Genomic DNA, 17299 nt, shown 5'->3' on the forward strand with positions numbered 1-17299 from the left:
GGAGTCTGGATGAGTCGATCTTGGTTTCGGTCCTGGCGTCGGGTGGGTTGGGGCAGGTCAGGCACCTGACAGACCAGGTGCGCGGGGCTCGTGTGGGGTCTCGTATCGCGGACACCCCCAGACGAGCCCCCGGTGCCGTGCCCAGCCGAGCCTGCGAACGCGCGGCCCGGGTCAGCGGTCGCGGTCGGTCATGCGCCGCTTCATCGCGGTACGGGCGAGCTGCTGCATCGGCGGCTCGCCACCGGTGCGGCTGTGGGCGGCGGCGCACTCCTGCCGGATCGCGGTCGCTTCACCCACCGGTGGCGCCGGCGGGTTGGTCACGAAGGTGAACGCGGGTAGTTCCCGGTTGCCGACCAGCAGCCGGGCGGCGGCGGTGTAGACGTCGAGGTGGGCGAGGTCGTGCTCGTCCAGCTCGGGTTTGGTGTGGCGGGACAGGTCCCGCGCGTCGGCGGGGTCGACGGTGAAGAACAGTTTCGTGCGCGCGTTGGCCGACACCGCTGCGGCGATGTCGTTGGGTAGTTGCGCCAGGTCCTGGTGCGCCAGGACGAGCCCGAGCCGGAACCCGCGCGCCTCGGCCAGCATGTCCCCGACGTTGCCGGGCAGGGTGAGGAAGTTGTGGCACTCATCGATGTAGAGGTTGGCGTCTTTGCGCTGGTCTTCGGGGATGCTGGCGCGGGCGATGGCGGCCTGCCAGACCCGGGCGACGATCATCGAGCCGAGGATGCGGCTGGTCTCTTCGCCGAGGATGCCCTTGGGTAGCCGGCAGAGCAGCACCCCGCCGTCGAGGACCCGACCCATGTCGAACGACGAGTGGGCGTTACCGATGACCGATTTGACGAAGTCGCGTAGCAGGAATGCCCGGAGTCTGGCGAGGACGGGTGCGATGACCTGGCCCCGGAACTGCTCGTTGATGCCGTCGTACCAGAGCCAGAATCCGCCGAGGCCGTCCGGGTCGTCCAGGCCGTGGGTGAACCGGGCCCGGAAGTCCCGGTCCTGCAACAGCGACGGGACCAGGCTCAGGGTTGGTTTCGCGTGGCGCATCAGGGTGAGGCAGGCGACGCGCATGGTGTCGTCCATGCGGGGCCCCCACTGGCCTTGGAAGATCTTGGCGAAGATGCCGACGAGGTTGTCCACGGCCAGGTGTGGGTCGCCGCCGTCATCGAGGGGGTTGAAGCAGCCGGGGTTGTCCTGGTCCGGGTCGATGAGCACGATCTTCTTGGCGTAGGAGGCGGGCAATCGGTCGAGGATGTCGGTGATCAGGTCTCCGCGGGGGTCGATGACCACGGTCCCGCGCCCGGACTTGATGTCGCCGAGGATCATGTTCAGCAGCAGCGTGGACTTGCCGACGCCGGTCTTGCCGACGACGTGCACGTGCTGCCGGGCGTCGGTCACGCGGAGGCCGATGCTGTGGTGGCCGATCTGCGAGCGGCCCAGCACCTTCACGCTGCGCCCGCCGGAGGGCACCTGCACGGGCGCCGGCACGGCCTTGGCCCGCGCCCGGTCCAGGCCCGGGACGGCGAGGTCTTGCGGCAGCGCGGCCAGGGCGGCGAGTTCCGGGACGGTGGCCAGGAACCCGCGCCGTAGTTGCCGTCCGGCGAGCGTGGCCACCGGGCGGGGCATCTTCATCCGGCGCAGCCGGTTCGGGCCGGTGTACGCGGCGGCGGCCGAGGCGATGGTGTGCCCGAGCCCGCCGAGGCGTGAGCGGACGTGCGCGGCCCGTTGCGGGTCTGGTGGGGACGTGCCGGCGTCAGCCGCGACGGCGAACCGGACCGCGATCTCGTAGTGCGGCACCCGCACGGCCTTGTCGACAACGGTGCGGGCCTCAGCGGTGGCCACCGGGTCCCGCTCGGCCGGACGCACCGGGGCATGGCCCGGGGTGCGGGGCCGCGACGCGCCGGGTGTGAACACGTCGAGGATCCACAGCAGGGGCTCGATTGCCAGCCGCACCGCCCCGGTGACGGCGCGGGTGGCCAGGTCGGGCCGCCCGTGGCGATGGTTGCTCGCGGCGGCCCTGCGGGCGGCGCGGACGCGGCGGGTGGGTGCCGGGCGGGCGAGGATCTGCACACATGCGTGTTCGCGGTGGCGTACCTCGGCTCCGGCGGCGAGCAGCGCCCGCAGTGGGTCGGTGTGGTGCTCGCTGCGCAGCGGCAGCCCGTCGGTGTGCTGCGGCCAGTGCGCCCCACCCACCTCCTCGGCGACGGTGGGCGGAATCGGCGGTGCGGCGTCCGCGGTGGTGAGGGTGGCCGCGGGCCAGGCCGCCCGGACGGCGGCCTCGACCGCGCCGCGCGGCACCGTGCCCGGCACCCAGACCCGGATGGTCAGGGACCGGCCGGTCCAGATGTACTCCCACCCGACGTGCGGGATGCCGAACAGGCGCTGCTGCCACACCGACGGCGTCAGCACGCCGACCAGCGTGGTCCAGAACGCCGCGGCAGCCTCGGCGGTGACCTCCGGCGGGGCGGCGACGGTCAGCCACCGTGCGCCGGCCGTGAACCGCTGGTGCCGCCAGGCGAGCAGTCGGTCGTGGCCGAACACTGCGCTGACGATCGCGGCGGCGGCGATGAAGCCCAGCCACGGCCGGGCGATGATCCAATGCCCCACGTCGGCGGGCCAGGTCGGGGTGGAGGTCATTCGGCCTCCCCGATCCCGGTTACGGCAAGCTTGTGCTCGGCCGCCGACCCCACCGCGCGGAACGGGATCCGGCTACGACCAGCGACGAGCAGTCCCTCGCCGCGCGGCGCCGACAGCAGCAGCCGCGACTCCCCGGCGGTCAGACCGAACGCCTCGGCCACCGCGTCGATGGACTGCGTGGACTGGCGCATCAGAACCTGCGTGGCGGCGTTGGACACCACCGCGAGGCCGAGGTCGGTCGACAGCACGTCGGCCGCGTCCTGCGTGATCACGCACAGCCCGGCGGACCGCTTCCGCGCTGCCTTGGCCATCCGGAACAGAAACCTGCTGCCTTCGCCGTCGCGCATCAGCAGCCAGGCTTCGTCCACCACGACCAGCTGTCGCCGCCGGCGGGCCGCCGTGGCCGGGGCGTCGATACCCGACCAGATCGAGTCGAGCGCCAGCAGCGTGCCCACCGTGCGCAGCTCGTCGGGCAGATGCCGCAGCGACCACACCACCAAGTGCCCGCGCGGGACGGTCGTGGTCGGACCGTCGAACAGGTTGGCGAAGTTCCCCACCGTCCACGGGGCGAGCCGGGCGGCGAGCTGCCCGGCGGCCGGGTCGCCGTCAGCGGCGAGCACGTCGGCCAGGTCCCGCAGCAGCGGCGCAGGCCTGGCCCAGGTGGCCGGGTCGCCGGTGATCCCGGCGCGGGCGTAGGTGGCGGTGATCGCCCGGTCCAGCGCGGCGCGCTCGCCGGGCGGCGGGGCCGCCCCGAGCATGACCGCGATCAGTGTGTGTAGGTACAGGCCGCGTCGGGTGAGGGTGTCGGCCCGGTGGTCGGCGGGCAGATCGAGCGGATTGACCCTGACGCCCGGTTGGCCGAGCTGCACGACCGTGCCGTCGACGTGCTCGGCCAGAGGCGCGTACTCGTCTTCGGGGTCGATGACGGACACAACCGTGCCCTGGTAGAGGTTGCGGAGCACCTCCAGTTTGACGAAGTACGACTTACCCGCGCCGGAGCGGGCCAGGACGACCGAGTTGTGGTTGTCCTGCGCCCACCTGTTCCAGATCACGACCCCGTTGCTGGTCGTGTTGACCCCATACAACAGCCCCTCGGGCGCAGCGACGGTGCCGGGGGCCGGGGCGGCGAGGTCCGCCGAAGCGAGGGGAAACGCCGCCGCGAGAGCGGTGGTGTCGAGGATGCGGCGCATCCGCAGCGGATCCACACCGACCGGCAGAGTGGAGATCCAGCCCTGGTGGTGCCGGAACGTGGCCGGCTGCAAATCCAGCAGCACGCTGGCGGCGGCCGCCTTCACGCCCGCGGTGACGGTGCGCAGCTCCTCGAGGGTACGGGCGTGGATGGTGACGTAGATGCCGGTGTCGAAGAGCCGCGCCGCGCCGCGCGCGACCCGATCGGCGAGGTCGGCAGCGTCGGCCGCGGCCGCCTCGACCATCGGATCGCCCAAGCGTCCCTGGTCGGCGTCGAGGCGGCGCGAGGATTCGAGGCGGGCGCGTTGGCGCTTGAGCATCGGCGCGGCCAGTTGCGGCGCCACCGGGTCCAGATGCACCGAGACGTCGACCCGTGCCGGGTAGGACAGCAGCGGGTCCAACCAGGCGGGGCCGACCTCGGCCGGATACCCGCACACCACGTAGGTCGCCGCGTATCCGTCGCCGACCTGCACGTGCCACGGCGTGACCGACAACGCGGCGGGGGAGGGCATCTCCTCGCCAGCCGCGACACTGATCTTCGACCTTTTCCACAGGTTCACGATGTGCTCCGCAGGGTGATCGGGGCGCCGGGCACCGCACGCGGGCCCGGCACCGGCGGGGAGAACGGATCGACCGCACCGGCCAGCGCGGAGGCGACAGCCGGCCCGTCCAAAGGGGCGGCTTCGACACCGAGCCCGGACAGCGCGCGCACGCCGGCGTCAGCCCCAAGCTCTCCGGTGACGATGACGACCTGGCGGCGCAGCGGATCGCGCTGGCTGTCGAGGTCGAGCAGGAATTCGGCGTAGTCGTCGGCGGCGGCCTGCAACGCCGGGTGCGGCAGGCGCGGCGCGTGGTCGACGACCGCTTGCGCGTAGACGGTCAGATCGTGCCGCTGCGCCGCCACGACGATCTGCGCCGGCCCGGTCAGACTGTTGAGGAACCGCCCGAACCCCTCCAACAGCGCGCCCTGCTCGCCCCCGGTGCGCAGGTGAATGTTCGTGGTGCCGCAGGCGATCAGGACCTTGCCGCTGCCCTCACTGGTCAGCACTCCGGTCGGGCTGACCGCCGTGACCGGAGAACGCAGCGGCGCCGGAAGGCTCGGGTTGCCGGCCACGACCGCGACCGCGCTGACCCGAGCTGAACCCGGGGCGAGAGTGAGCGGCCTGCTGCTCAGCGCGAACCCGTGCCGCAGCCACACGTCCAGCGGCAGACCGTCACGGCGGCCGAGCGCCACCACGACCGCCACGGCGAACACGAGCGCCCCGGCAACGATCCACACCACCTGCGGAAGTAGATGCCCGAACGTGTCGTAGACCCCGAGGCCGACAACGCCGGCACCGCCGATGATGCCCAGTTGCCGGAACGTCAACCCGAACGCGATGCGGTCAGGCTCGTTGACGTTGGCCGGGACGACGGCACGCGGCGCACTGTCCTCAATCGTCATCGCCCACCTCGCAAGGCGGCACGCCCAAGCCCACCGCCCGGTAGACGGCGGGTGATGCCCTGGATGACCACTGCCCGCAGCATGATCCCGCCGACGTTCGGCGACCCCTTGCCCGCCGCGTAGCGGCCCACCATCGCGGGGATCCTGACCGTCATCCACAACACCACCGCGACCAGCAACAGGTTCAACACGTCCGAGCCCGGCAGGCCGATCAGGACCGGAATGCTCGCCTCCGGGTCGGTGAGCAGGTGGATGCCGGTGGAGAACGCGATGGCCTGCAGCACGGCCGTGCCGAGACAGCCCAGCAAGCCCCGCCACCACAGGTCGGCGGTGGGCTGCGTCCAGGGCAGGCAATAACAGGCCAACGCGACCGGGGCGAGCCCAGCCAGGATGACCAGCACCGCAACGCGGACGACCCAACCGGTGACCAGGGCGAACATCAGCCCGACGATCAGCAACCCGATGACCAGCGCGATGAGAGCGTTGGATGGATCGGTGAGGGCGGCAGCCACGTGGGTACGGGCCATCGTGACCGCCTGCGTGGTCGGCGCCGCAGTGCCGACCATGGCCACCGTCAACGCATTGGCGACATCGATGAGAACGGCACAGAGTGGAACCGCAACGTTCGACAGGATGAACCCGACAACGAGGCGTGGCACGAGTTCCTTGACCCCGTACCGCATCTCGACCGAACTACTGGTCATCGTCACGACGCCGGCCGTCAACAGCGCGAGGATGTAGCAGGCGTTGACAACCAGCGCGCTCTTCGCGGCGATGGTCTGCACCTGCGGCAACACGGTGACGTCCGGCGACAAGAACATCGACGACGTCAGATAGGCCAAGAGTCCGCCGAGCAAGTCTTGCAACCGCTCGGCGAGCCATTCCACCAGGCCGTTCATCATCCAGTCGACCATGACCGGTGTCCTCAGCCGCCGATGATGCCCTGCAGCACCTGCAGGATCACCGGAGAGAGAACCGCCAACGCGTAGCCGATCAAAGCGGACTTGAAGTTGCCCTTCGCCTGCTCGACCTGGGCCGGGTCACCGCCGGCGGCCATGTAGCGCAGGCCACCGATGACCAGGAACATCGTCGCGGCCAGCGCGATGATGCCCATGATCCACGCGGTGATCGAGGAGATGACCTCGTTGATCGATTTCGGAGCCGCCAGTGGCTGCGGCGCGACGGCAGCGAGATCGGACAAGACTGACAGAGTTGTGTGCATTGCGACGCTCCACAGGACTTCTGCGGGCCGCCGCGGTGGGGACCAGGGCGAAGCTTCGACTGGGCCGGTGGGGGCGCTCCTCCCTTGCTTCGGCGAGGGTTGCGGTGTCAGTACGCCGCGCCAGCCGTGCCGGACCATTGGCCTCGCCGGATGAGGGTCCCCACCGGGCGGGCATGCCGTGGATGACATGCACCGCCCAGATCTCGGCTGTCAGGCCGATCGAACTCGCCCGGCACCCGTCACGACCTGACAGGACCAGTCAGCGACTCACGTAGTCCCTTGGGACCGACGATGATCATGGAGCGGGTCGGGTGGACCCGCGGCAAGACGGTGTTCGCTGATCGGGTGCAGCAGTTGCGGCCGTTGTTCCGGCGCCCGGATCCGGCTCAGCGGACGGAGTATCTGCCGGGTGAGCTGGCGCAGTGCGATCTGTGGTTCCCGCCGGCGGACGTGTCGTTGGGCTTCGGGCAGGTCGACCGGCCGCCGGTGCTGGTGATGGTGATGGTGATGGTGTCGGGGTATCGCGGTGACTGTCGGCGGTGATGATCCCGGCCCGGCAATCGCCGGACCTGTTGGGCGGGCACTGGACGCTGATCTGCGGCTGGGGTCGGGTGCCCAAGGCTCTGGTGTGGGACAACGAGTCCGCGGTCGGGCAGTGGCGGGCCGGCAGGCCTCAGCTGGCCGAGGCGATGAACGCCTTCCGCAGGACCCTCGGCATCAAGGTGATCCAGTGCCGGCCGGCCGACCCGGAGGCTAAAGGCCTGGTCGAGCGCGCCAACGGCTACCTGGAGACCTCGTTCCTGCCCGGCCGCCGCTTCGCCTCACCCGGCGACTTCAACGCTCAACTGGCTGAGTGGTTAGAGCGGGCGAACAACCGCCGGCACCGCACGTTGGGCTGCCGACCCGTGGACCGCTGGGTCGCCGACCGGGCCGCGATGCTGTCGTTGCCGCCGGTCGCGCCGGTAGTTGGCTGGCGGCAGAGCACCCGGCTGCCCCGGGATCATTACGTCCGGTTGGACAGCAATGACTACTCGGTGCACCCGACGGTGGCGGGCCGACGGGTGGACATCGTCGCCGATGCCGAGCGGGTACAGGTGTTCTGCGAGGATCGCCTCGTCGTCCGGCATGACCGGTGCCGGGCCAAGCATCAGAGCATCACCGATCCCGCTCACCGCCGGGCCGCCGCCGATCTGCGAACAGCAGCCCGGCAGGCACCAGCGGCGGCAGTCACGACCGAGGTGGAGCACCGTCGGCTGGCCGATTACGACCGCATGGTTCGGCCTGGATGAGGTGGCCGCCTGATGGCCACCATGACCTTCAGCGACCGCTTCCCAGCCGCTGAAACCTACTAACCAAGATCGCCGGAAACACCCTTAGCGAGACTGGCCCATGTCGGCAATCCGACCTCGAGCGGCGTTCCTGTGCCCCGTGCTCGATGCTCCTTCAGTGGCTCGATTGAGCGCTGGAGGAAGGGACTTACGGCTGCCGGTTGGACGATCGCGCCGGCGCGTCGGCCTCGGCCTGTTCACCTGTGACGGCTCGACCTGTGAGAGTCGACCCTGTGAGAAGGGAGGGCCTTTCGCCCGATTGGGCGTTGCTGGGCGGTACCAACGTCATTAGGTTGCGTGGGTGGCGTCACCGCTGGCCTCTGTATTGATAGCCGCACGTGATTGGGGTGGGTCGTGGCGGACGGGGCGATCATTCCCTCTCGAGACGACGACATGGTGCGATCGGTCGGCCGCAGGCTCATCGATCTAGGGCTTGGCCAGGGCGGCTCGCTGCTTGTCCCTGGTAGACGGGCTTGGGCCCAGGGGGCCGCGCGGGAGTTGTTTATTGCGTACAACGAGCGCCCGGACGAGGGCTCCGATGCGTTCCTGGTGAAGTTGCAACGGCAGCTTGACGACGCCTCCGACGAGGTCAAGCTGCTGGTTGCGGAGTTGTTGACTCTGCAGGCGCTTCCGCTGAGCAACCTCACCCCGGCAACCAAGCGCAGACGTGTTGAGGCTGTATTGGCCTGGATGCGTACGCCTGTGAGCATCCCTGAGCCGATCCTGGCCGCCTTCCAACAGAAGACTTGGAACGGGGGAACCGGCGCCCACACGATGTTGTGGAAGTGGCTGGCCGACGCGGTCGAGTTCCTCCTGGCCTGGTGGGCGCTGCCTGAGCAACGGCGCACCCTTGCTTTGGGCGACCCCTGGGTGTGGCAGGAGGTTGTGTACGAGAAGAAGCTGATGCCCTCGTTGCGAGAGGCGCTGCTCTACCTCGCGTTCCCCACGCACTTCTTGCCGATCGTCAACGTCGCTCATAAGCGGGCGATCCGCGACGCGTTCGCTCCGGGCGCCGTAGTCGCGCCGACGCAAGACCTCAACAGAGACCTGTTCTACATCACCACACAGGTGCAGAAGCAGGTCGGTGAGCGGCGAGTCGACTACTACCGGCCGCCGTTCGCGAGTCAGTGGAAGCCGCCACCGCAGGGTCGGCGTGCCTGGCTCGTCCGCTCCCGGGCGAGTGAAGACGTGCTCGACCAGTGGAAGAGCAGCCAGGTCGTCTCGATGGCGGCCACCCGCATCGGCCAGGTGCCCGCGGGATCAGAGCGATCCGCTGTGCGGTCAGCCGTGGATGGTGGGTTTGGGCATTTGGACTACGCCGGGCGGCTCGTGCTCGCCACGGAGTATCACGCGTTCCTGTCGCTGATGAACGTCGAGGACATCGTGGTGACAGTGGTCGACGACGAGCTGCACCTCGGCGTGATCGATGGATCACCGGATTATGTTCTCGACGGAGACGACCTGCAGCTGGTCAGACCGGTGCAATGGGTGGCGATTGACCCGGTTCCGGTGGACACCCTCCCGGCGCCCCTTCCGGCGGAGCTGGATCAACAGGGTGTCGTCGTTGATCTGACCGGCGCGCTGGAGGCGCTCACGGCTCTGATCGAGGAGGTGGTTGAGCCTGCCGACGTCGAGGCGGATGCCAACAGTCGTGGAAGGCAAGGCCCGCAAACTGTGCCTGCGTTGCCGTCGGCTACCGGCGATCTCGCCGATCGCCTGAACCTTCCTCAGAACTGGTTGCAGAAGCTGCTCGACCTGTGGCAAGAGCGGTCCCAGGTCGTCCTCTTCGGCCCACCTGGGACGGGCAAGACGTTCGTCGCCCAGGCGGTGGCCAGGCATATCGCAGAACGGGATGCGATCCGTCTGGTCCAGTTCCACCCCTCGTACGCCTACGAGGACTTCTTCGAAGGCTTCCGGCCCGTTGAGGGCGCTGACGGCTCGGCGGTGGGCTTCGCCAAGGTTCCCGGACCGCTTCGGGAGATCGCCGCTGCAGCCAAGGAGAATCCGAGCAAGCCACACGTCTTGGTCATCGACGAGATCAACCGCGCCAACCTCGCGAAGGTCTTCGGAGAGCTGTACTTCCTTCTGGAGTATCGGCAGGCCACCGTTCGCCTTCAGTACTCGCCGGCGGAGGCGTTCAACCTGCCGCCAAACGTCTTGCTCATCGGCACGATGAACACCGCCGACCGTTCGATTGCGCTGGTCGATGCCGCCATCCGTCGCCGCTTCGCATTTGTCGAGTTGCACCCGGACGAGGAACCGGTCTCGTCGGTGCTGCACGAGTGGCTGAAGAAGCAGGGCAAGGCCGATGACGAACGTCCCGCCCTGCTCGGTGCCCTCAACGCGGCGATCGGGACCGCCGACCACGACTTCAAGATCGGCCCTTCCTACTTTATGCGCGCCAGCGCCGAACACGTCGACGGCCTGACACGGATTTGGGACCACGACCTCCTGCCGCTACTCGAGGAGCACTATGCGGGACGCCTATCACGCGCAGCGGTCCGCAGCCGGTTCGGGCTGCCAGCGATCCGCACGGCTATCGCCACACAAGGCGCTCCTAATGGGCGGGTAGGCGACGACACCGACGCTGCGCGCGTGACTGTGCCAGTCCAGAATGCCGACTTCGACGGAAGGCTGGCGTGAACACCAGCACCACACCGGGTTCCATCGTTCTCACCGAGGTCGGATCCAAGGCGGTCGTGCTGACACTGGACGACCACCAGGTCGCCGCCCTGCGCGCCGCGGACCTCGTTACCGTGAGCCCTGCCGTCGGCGGCCAATGGAAGATCAAGGCTGGCCGAAAGGTCGGGGCAATCCGTGTCGGCAATCTCGAGGTCGAAGTGACGCCGAAGGTCGGCCTTGCCAACATGCTCTTTTTCCTCGGCTACGCGACCAATCCCGGATTTCGCCCGGAAGACGTCGCCGGCGTCCCCACCGCCGGACTGTGGCCCGCCCTGGCTACATCACTGATCCGCTACACCCGTCGCGCACTCGCCTCCGGTCCGCTGCACGGGTACGCCACCGTCGATGACACCCTGCCGCTCGTACGCGGACGAATCCGGTTCGGCGACCACGCGGCCGCGCGCCCCGGCGTGCCGCTACCGGTCGAGGTGCGGTACGACGACTACAGCAATGACGTCCCGGAGAACCGTCTCCTGCGCACCGCCGTACAACGCATGCTGACCGTGCCGCGCCTGCGCGACGCCGATCAGGCTGATCTGACCGAGCTGGATGCCCGCCTGGCCGGGGTGCGCGTGCTGCCGCAAGGAGCTCCGCTGCCCGTGTGGCGCCCGAGCCGGCTCAACGCCCGATACGCCCCGGCGCTGCGCCTCAGCGAGCTGATCGTCCAGCACTGCTCTGCCGACCCCGGCGATGGCCGCTATGCCATCGCGGCCTTCGTCGTGAACATGGAGAAGGTCTTCGAAGCGTTCATCGGCGTGGCCCTACGTGAGGCGCTGTCTACTTACGGTGGCCACACCGAGGCGCCTGGCAGATGGACGCTCGACATAGGGCAGAGCATCCGGATCGAACCCGATGTCCTGCACATCATCGACGGACGACCGGTAGCCGTCTTCGATGCCAAGTACAAGATCGAGCCAGGGGCAGGGAAGCCGACCAACCCCGACGTCTACCAGATGCTCGCGTACTGCACTGCGCTGAACCTGCGTTGCGGTTGGATTCTTTACGCTCAAGGCACAGAATCGGCCACCACATGGCGTGCCCGTAACACCAACACCAACATCGGCTACCGACCACTCGACCTGCGCCAACCGCCAGAGCAACTCCTGAAAGACGTTCGCCATCTCGCCGACCGCGCCATGCGCGAGGCTGCTGTCCCCGAATAATCTGGGTGGTGGACGGGCCAGTCGTGATGTTCGATTCGGCATGGCCCGGAGCGGAGTTGGAGCCTGACAACCACCTCGTGATCGATCTACGCCCGAGCGAATACCGGGTCCGGGCGACGTACCGCGCCGATGGTGACAACTGGATGATCCTCGTTCAGCTTCAACCCGTGCCATGAACTCGCAGCCGGAGGCAGACCAGGCTTGATCACCACACCCGGACCTAGCCGCGATCCGGGCGCTCGCCACGGTGCTACGGGGGATCAGGTCCAGCCGGCCGGATTAGTCGGCTTGGTCGCGAGAGCGGCCTCCGGAGCATCTGCATTGATTGCGCCGAAAGTAGATCCTCATCCGTCGCGCTGCTACCTATGTACGCGGCCTGTTGCCGACCGGTTGGTGCTCTCAGGCGGCTATGGCGCCTTCGCAGCGGCTGGCCGAAGAGCTCGGACCGGACAGGTCCCCCCGCATGACCGCGGCGGCTACGACCCGTTCGGCGCGGCGGCGGCGCATCCGCAGGGCTGGTCCGGTCACGCCCTTTTCGGCAGCCAGCTGCTCGATCAGCGCGTCGCCGAGCCGGGTGGCGCTGATCAGTTCAGCGGTTTCGGCCGTGATCAGGCCGGCGGCGGCTGCCCGGCCGAGCAGTAGGTCCGGATGTCCGTAAGGCATCCTTGGTGAGCGCGACCCGGTGGGCAGGTCCAGTGGCAGTTCCTCGCCGTCGTGGGTCTTGACGACCGCGGTGCCGGCGCGCCAGGCCGCCCAGCACAGCCGCAGCCACAGTCGGGGCGGGGCGAGATCCGCGCTGCGCAACGATTGCAGGAATCCGGCCAGGACTTCGGAGTCCACGTCGTCGGCGTGACGCGCGTAGCCGCGGCTGATTTTCGCGGCGAGGTGCGTCAAGGCGGGCAACGCCACGCCGATCGCGCCGACGACCCAGGCCGGTCCCCATTCGCGGGCGTGGTGGGCCAGCTGCCGCCACAACTCGTCGGTGGTGTCGCTGTCGTAGCGCTCGAACATGAGTAGCTTGCGGAGCTCGTCCAGCGGCATCGTGGTGTCTGGCAGGCCCGGCACCGGCCGGGCGTCGAACACCAGTGGTGCGGGTTCGCAGGTCAGCAGTGCGAAGGCCTTCTCGGCGGTGGTCAGAGCCGTGTTGGCGGTCCTCGTGCGGGTGGTCGTTGCCATGGTGATGTCTCCCTTGCCGGGAGCGCTTCGCCTCGTGCGAAGGCTCCGAGGCCTCCGATTGGGACAGCCCGGCCTGACAGCACGAGCGTTTGTCAGACCCGGATAGGTCGTGACCGGCCATGTCAGGTTCGCCACTGCGCTCACCGCCGCCGATTCGTTGACGTGGCTGTCAGACCGGCCCGAATGACTGGTGCTGTCAGGTCATGGGCGGGTTCGATCGGCCTGTCAGCGGCGCACTGGGAATCGTCAGTACGCCCGCCGGTCCCGGGGGCCACCGTGCCCATGACCGACAGAAACCATCACCGCGCGCCGGTTCCCGTGGGGGACGTGGTGCCCGGAGACCCGCCCGTGCCGATCACTGTCTGGCCAGTCCCCGCCCCACACGAAGGCGAGGCCATGTCCAACGCGATGGGCATGCGATTGGTCCACAACCTCACCCACCCGTCCGACCTCATCATCGACCTGGCCGAAGGACCGCAGTTGGCGTGCGCGATCATCGCGGCACACCGCCGTAGTCATCTGCAGGCGGCGCGCCCAGTCGGGTGGGGCCGCGAGTCGGCGACGCTGATCGTCACTGGCTGGCCGATTGCCGACACCTCTCCGGTCGACTTCTTCCTCCGCTGCCGCGCCCATCTCGTGCCGGGCGGCTGCGTGGCGGTGGTGCTGGCGCACCGCGACGTCGCCCTGCCGGTCGACGTCGTCATCGCCGCGAAGCGGGCCGGGCTGGCGTATCTGCAGCACATCGTGGCGGCCGACCGGCTGCCTCGACGCGGCGAGCAGGTGCAGCTGGCGATCCACACCGACGTGCTGATCCTGACCCGCAGCGCGATACAGGGCGGGGCCACCGATGGGTGAGATCCTGCCGATTACCTCGGTGTGGCTGACCTGCCAGATACCTGCCCGTGACCAGCGGCGCGGCCGCTACGTCCGGCAGACCTCCAGCCATCCGGCCAAAATGCTGCCTCACCTGGCCGCGCACGCGATCAGCGCATACACCGTGCCGGGCGAGGTGGTGTTCGACCCGATGTGCGGGTGCGGCACCACGTTGGTGGAGGCCATGCACCTCGGCCGGCAGGGTATCGGGATCGACATCGAGCCCCGCTACACCGCACTCGCCGAGGCCAACGTCGCTCTCGCCGCGTCGCAAGGCGCCGCCGGCACGGCCACGGTGTTCACCGGGGACGCTACCGATTTGCTCGACCTGGTGCCCGCGTCGGCGGTCGGCCGGGTGAGCCTTGTGCTTACCTCGCCGCCGTACGGGCGCGGGACGCATGGCCTCGTCCAGACAACCAGAGGCGGGGTACGCAAGCGGGACCACCTGTATGGGGACCGGGAGCGTGGCAACCTCGCCTACGCGGGGTGGTCCCGCCTGCTCGACGGGTTCGCCTCCATCCTGTCCGCCAGCTACCAGATGCTGCGTCCCGGCGGAACCGTGGTGATCACCTCCCGGCCGGTACGCCGCCAACGCGATGACCTGATCGACCTGCCCGGCGAGCTGGTCGCCGCCGCACGGTCAGCCGGGCTGGTCCCGGTGGAACGGACGGCGGCGATGCTCGCCGCCGTCCGCGACGGGCAGGTCGTGCACCGGGCCAGCATGTTCGGAATGATGGCGGTCCGCCGCAGCCGCGACGACGGCATCCCCGTGCACCTGGTGGCGCACGAAGACGTGCTGGTCCTCCGCCGCCCTTGAGAGCCTTGCCGGGGTCAGGAGTATCGGCCAGGTAAGGCCGACGCCGAGGGCTTGACCAAGCCGCTGACGAGATCGGCCAGGCGGGCGGCAGTCCCGGCGAGTCCCACTATGGCCAGTGTGGATTGCCGGGCTGTCAGGTTCTGCCAGGAGGCCGAACCTGACAGCCCCGCCGACGGCGCTCCCGGACGGGCTAGCTTGAGGGCTCTCCTTACCTTCTGTGCCTCTGATCTGACGCCTCGCGCGACGGCATCGCGCCCACCAACCATGGTCGGCCGCCGCCGCCAGCCTCGGATCCGGCACGTACCAACCCACACTCTTCGCCCAAGCGCGACCAGTGCGCGGCTTCACCATCCGTTCAGGCGGCCACCAACCGGTGGCCGCCTTCTCGCTGTCCTACGGAGGACAACATGCGTCGTCCCACCCAGCACCTGACACACGGTGAGGTCCCAGACGACCTCCGTCAACCCGCCCCGCCCGACCTTCTGCGCAGCACGTTCGCGGCCAACACACCGAAGTACACCCGGCCCACCACATGGCCGTCGTTCGGGTGGTTGCGTGCGCCGGTCTGGTCACGGACGTGCCCTCGGCTGCTGCCGGCGGCGCAGCGATGACCGGCGGAAGCCCGGCCGATCAGGCCCGTGCTCTGCATGCCGAAACGACGGCTGCGCCCCACTCTGACGGGAGATCAACGTGTCATTCCCCGAAAACAAACTGACGGTCCGATCAACGGCCGACCTGGCTGCCGCGGTGCCGTACCTCATCGGCTTCCATCCCAGCGACGGCAGCATCGTCGTGATCGCCTGCCGAGACCGGCGGATCGTGTTCGCCGCCCGAGGCGACCTGCCGGCCCCCGGATCCCCCGCACATCACCTGCGCGACCTCACCGCTCACCTGGTCCCGGTCGTGCAGCGCCAGCAGCCGATCACCGACCTCGTGATCGTCGGCTACGGCACCCAGAGACACATCGACTCGGCACTGCAGGTCGTCGGCGATGCGTTCACCACCACCGGCCTGGCCGTGCGGGAACTGCTGCGGGTCACCGAAAGCCGCATCTTCAGCCTCACCTGCGACGATCCCGGCTGCTGCCCACCACAGGGAACCCCCGTCGACCCCACCACCTCACTCGTCGCCGTACACGCGACCGTCGCCGGGCTCGTCGCGAGGCCGGACCGGGCGGCAGTGGCCAGCCGCTTCACCACCGTCGACAGCACCGGCGAGGGCATCCGACACGCCACGACCGAGGCGACCGCCCGCATGGCGGCCTTGAAGGCTAGCGGCAGCGCCGCGGTGTACGAGGCCGGCGTCCACACGGTCCGCGGTGCGCTCCGCCAGCACGACGACGGCACACGTCTCACCGACCACGACGTCGCCTGGCTGACCGTGCTGCTGACACACCGGCCCGTGCGGGACCTCGCCGTCGACCTCACTCAACCGCACGACCAGCACGTCACCTTCTGGGCCGAGGTCACCCGCCGCGCCGACCAGGCGCTCGTGCCGGCGCCTGCGACCGTCCTCGCGCTCACCGCATGGCGCTGCGGTGACGGCGTCCTGGCCGTCATGGCCGCCGAGCGTGCCCTGCAGATCGACCCCGACTACCAACTCGCCGACCTGCTCCTGCAGGCCCTGCACGCCGGCCTGCCGCCCTCCGCCGTCGAACAGGCGACCACCAGCACCCACCCCAACCCATCCATCCCAAACCCGAACACCGCCTCAGATCAGGAGTAACCACCATGGATCCCATCCGCAGCATCCTGCTGTCCCTCGCCCGCACCGCTGAAGAAGCCCGACTGCGCTGGCACGCCGAACGCGCCGCACTGCGCGCCCGCGGGGAAACGCCCACCCGCACCGAGGCGTTCTCCTACGACGTCCAAGCCGACCTGTGCCTGATCACCGCGATCACCGCAGCCGACCTTCCGACGAACTTCCGCCTCTACGACACCACCCTGTCCCGAGACCCGCTCACGGCAGCCGCACAACTTCGCCAGGTCACCTCCGCCTACGACCACAGTGGCCCGATTGAGGCCGCACACGAGGCAGCGCGCCTGGCCTACAAGGCGGCGTTCGCCGAGCCGCTCACCGCGCAGGAACAGCACTACGCCGATCTGCTCGCCGACCTGCCCGCCGCGCGCCGCGACAAGATCATCGAAGTGGCAGAGGAACGCGCCCGCCACCTGCCGGCATGAGCATCGGCCCACCTGCCGGCGGCACCCCCCGCTCGCCGTCCAACCCGGGGCACAACAGCACGCCGCTCTCCCTCGCGGCTGTGGCAGACCAGACCCGGTCGGCGCCTACCAGCGCGGCTCACGACGGGGGAGTGGGCCCACGACGACGAACCTCTCACCCGGCAGAACCATCCAGGCCATCTGCCGCTGCCGCACGACCTGCTACGCGCGCAGGGCGTGCCGGGCATGGGCAGCAATCCAGGGAAGGAACCCATGAGCCTGTACACCCTCACACCTAAACCGGGGTTCGAGCGGTACACCATCCAGGTCGGCTGGAACCCCCACCGCACGTACGTCGCCACCGTCGTCGACTTCACCTGGGACCCGGTCACCGAACCCCATCACCAGCCCGACACCATCCACCTCGGCCGGATCGAGACGCTTCTCGACCCGGCCGAGGTGCTTATAGCCGTCGCACCCTACGCCGAGATACCAGCCGACCTACCCGCCAAACTCCGCGCCGACCAGGCCGCGCACCCGGTGCGCCGCTGACACCAACTTCCGGTCGGCTGACGTCACATCGCACGCCGATGCTCCAACCCACTCGCAGGCA

The 17299-nt window shown here is 69.2% G+C and carries 15 protein-coding genes and 1 pseudogene; 9 read left to right on the forward strand and 7 right to left on the reverse strand.

The window, feature by feature from the left end:
• Positions 1-171: 171 nt before the first annotated feature.
• From ACLQ23_RS26670 to ACLQ23_RS26690, 5 genes are read right to left on the reverse strand one after another with little or no spacing between them, the layout of a single operon-like run.
• Positions 172-2631: a helicase HerA domain-containing protein gene (locus ACLQ23_RS26670; protein WP_425881283.1), complete on the reverse strand. Its 2460-nt coding sequence runs from the start codon at positions 2629-2631 to the stop codon at positions 172-174.
• Complete coding sequence (locus ACLQ23_RS26675; protein ID WP_425881328.1) at positions 2628-4331, reverse strand: VirB4 family type IV secretion system protein; 1704 nt, start codon at positions 4329-4331, stop codon at positions 2628-2630. Before ACLQ23_RS26675 ends, ACLQ23_RS26670 begins: the two co-directional genes overlap by 4 nt.
• Positions 4332-4375: 44 nt before the next feature.
• Positions 4376-5263 (reverse strand): PrgI family mobile element protein, encoded by an 888-nt coding sequence (locus ACLQ23_RS26680; protein WP_425881284.1) that lies wholly within the window; start codon positions 5261-5263, stop codon positions 4376-4378.
• Positions 5260-6177, reverse strand: a complete 918-nt coding sequence (locus ACLQ23_RS26685; RefSeq protein WP_425881285.1) for a conjugal transfer protein TrbL family protein — start codon at positions 6175-6177, stop codon at positions 5260-5262. Before ACLQ23_RS26685 ends, ACLQ23_RS26680 begins: the two co-directional genes overlap by 4 nt.
• A gap of 11 nt (positions 6178-6188) precedes the next feature.
• A complete protein-coding gene (locus ACLQ23_RS26690) occupies positions 6189-6464 on the reverse strand; it encodes a pilin (protein ID WP_425881286.1) in 276 nt (91 codons plus the stop codon).
• Between the two features lie 309 nt (positions 6465-6773).
• On the opposite strand from ACLQ23_RS26690, the pseudogene ACLQ23_RS26695 reads away from it, so the two are divergent.
• The 4 genes and pseudogenes from ACLQ23_RS26695 to ACLQ23_RS26710 form a co-directional block, all read left to right on the forward strand.
• Positions 6774-7787 (forward strand): annotated as a pseudogene (locus ACLQ23_RS26695) (Mu transposase domain-containing protein); the annotation flags it as partial.
• A 380-nt stretch (positions 7788-8167) separates the two neighbouring features.
• A complete protein-coding gene (locus ACLQ23_RS26700) occupies positions 8168-10456 on the forward strand; it encodes an AAA family ATPase (protein ID WP_425881287.1) in 2289 nt (762 codons plus the stop codon).
• Positions 10453-11658 (forward strand): McrC family protein, encoded by a 1206-nt coding sequence (locus tag ACLQ23_RS26705; RefSeq protein WP_425881288.1) that lies wholly within the window; start codon positions 10453-10455, stop codon positions 11656-11658. Before ACLQ23_RS26700 ends, ACLQ23_RS26705 begins: the two co-directional genes overlap by 4 nt.
• A gap of 26 nt (positions 11659-11684) precedes the next feature.
• Entirely contained in the window at positions 11685-11834 is a 150-nt protein-coding gene (locus ACLQ23_RS26710; protein ID WP_245241879.1) for an immunity 21 family protein, read from the forward strand.
• Between the two features lie 223 nt (positions 11835-12057).
• Here ACLQ23_RS26710 and ACLQ23_RS26715 read toward each other — a convergent pair whose 3' ends face one another.
• Positions 12058-12834, reverse strand: a complete 777-nt coding sequence (locus ACLQ23_RS26715; RefSeq protein ID WP_425881289.1) for a hypothetical protein — start codon at positions 12832-12834, stop codon at positions 12058-12060.
• A gap of 282 nt (positions 12835-13116) precedes the next feature.
• Here ACLQ23_RS26715 and ACLQ23_RS26720 point away from each other — a divergent pair, with 282 nt between their 5' ends.
• Both ACLQ23_RS26720 and ACLQ23_RS26725 read left to right on the forward strand, forming a co-directional pair.
• Positions 13117-13689, forward strand: a complete 573-nt coding sequence (locus tag ACLQ23_RS26720; RefSeq protein WP_425881329.1) for a hypothetical protein — start codon at positions 13117-13119, stop codon at positions 13687-13689.
• Entirely contained in the window at positions 13682-14524 is an 843-nt protein-coding gene (locus ACLQ23_RS26725) for a TRM11 family SAM-dependent methyltransferase (protein ID WP_425881290.1), read from the forward strand. Before ACLQ23_RS26720 ends, ACLQ23_RS26725 begins: the two co-directional genes overlap by 8 nt.
• A gap of 460 nt (positions 14525-14984) precedes the next feature.
• Here the strand turns inward: ACLQ23_RS26725 and ACLQ23_RS26730 are convergent, their stop codons facing one another.
• Entirely contained in the window at positions 14985-15173 is a 189-nt protein-coding gene (locus ACLQ23_RS26730; protein WP_425881291.1) for a hypothetical protein, read from the reverse strand.
• Between the two features lie 41 nt (positions 15174-15214).
• On the opposite strand from ACLQ23_RS26730, the gene ACLQ23_RS26735 reads away from it, so the two are divergent.
• The 3 genes from ACLQ23_RS26735 to ACLQ23_RS26745 all read left to right on the forward strand — a co-directional run bounded on the left by ACLQ23_RS26735 (position 15215) and on the right by ACLQ23_RS26745 (position 17238).
• Positions 15215-16249, forward strand: a complete 1035-nt coding sequence (locus ACLQ23_RS26735) for a DUF4192 domain-containing protein (protein WP_425881292.1) — start codon at positions 15215-15217, stop codon at positions 16247-16249.
• Positions 16250-16254: 5 nt separating this feature from the next.
• Positions 16255-16707: a hypothetical protein gene (locus tag ACLQ23_RS26740; protein WP_425881293.1), complete on the forward strand. Its 453-nt coding sequence runs from the start codon at positions 16255-16257 to the stop codon at positions 16705-16707.
• A 252-nt stretch (positions 16708-16959) separates the two neighbouring features.
• Entirely contained in the window at positions 16960-17238 is a 279-nt protein-coding gene (locus ACLQ23_RS26745; RefSeq protein WP_425881294.1) for a hypothetical protein, read from the forward strand.
• The last annotated feature ends 61 nt before the right edge of the window (positions 17239-17299 follow it).

The organism is Micromonospora sp. DT41 (assembly GCF_049841715.1).
Classification (GTDB): domain Bacteria; phylum Actinomycetota; class Actinomycetes; order Mycobacteriales; family Micromonosporaceae; genus Micromonospora; species Micromonospora profundi.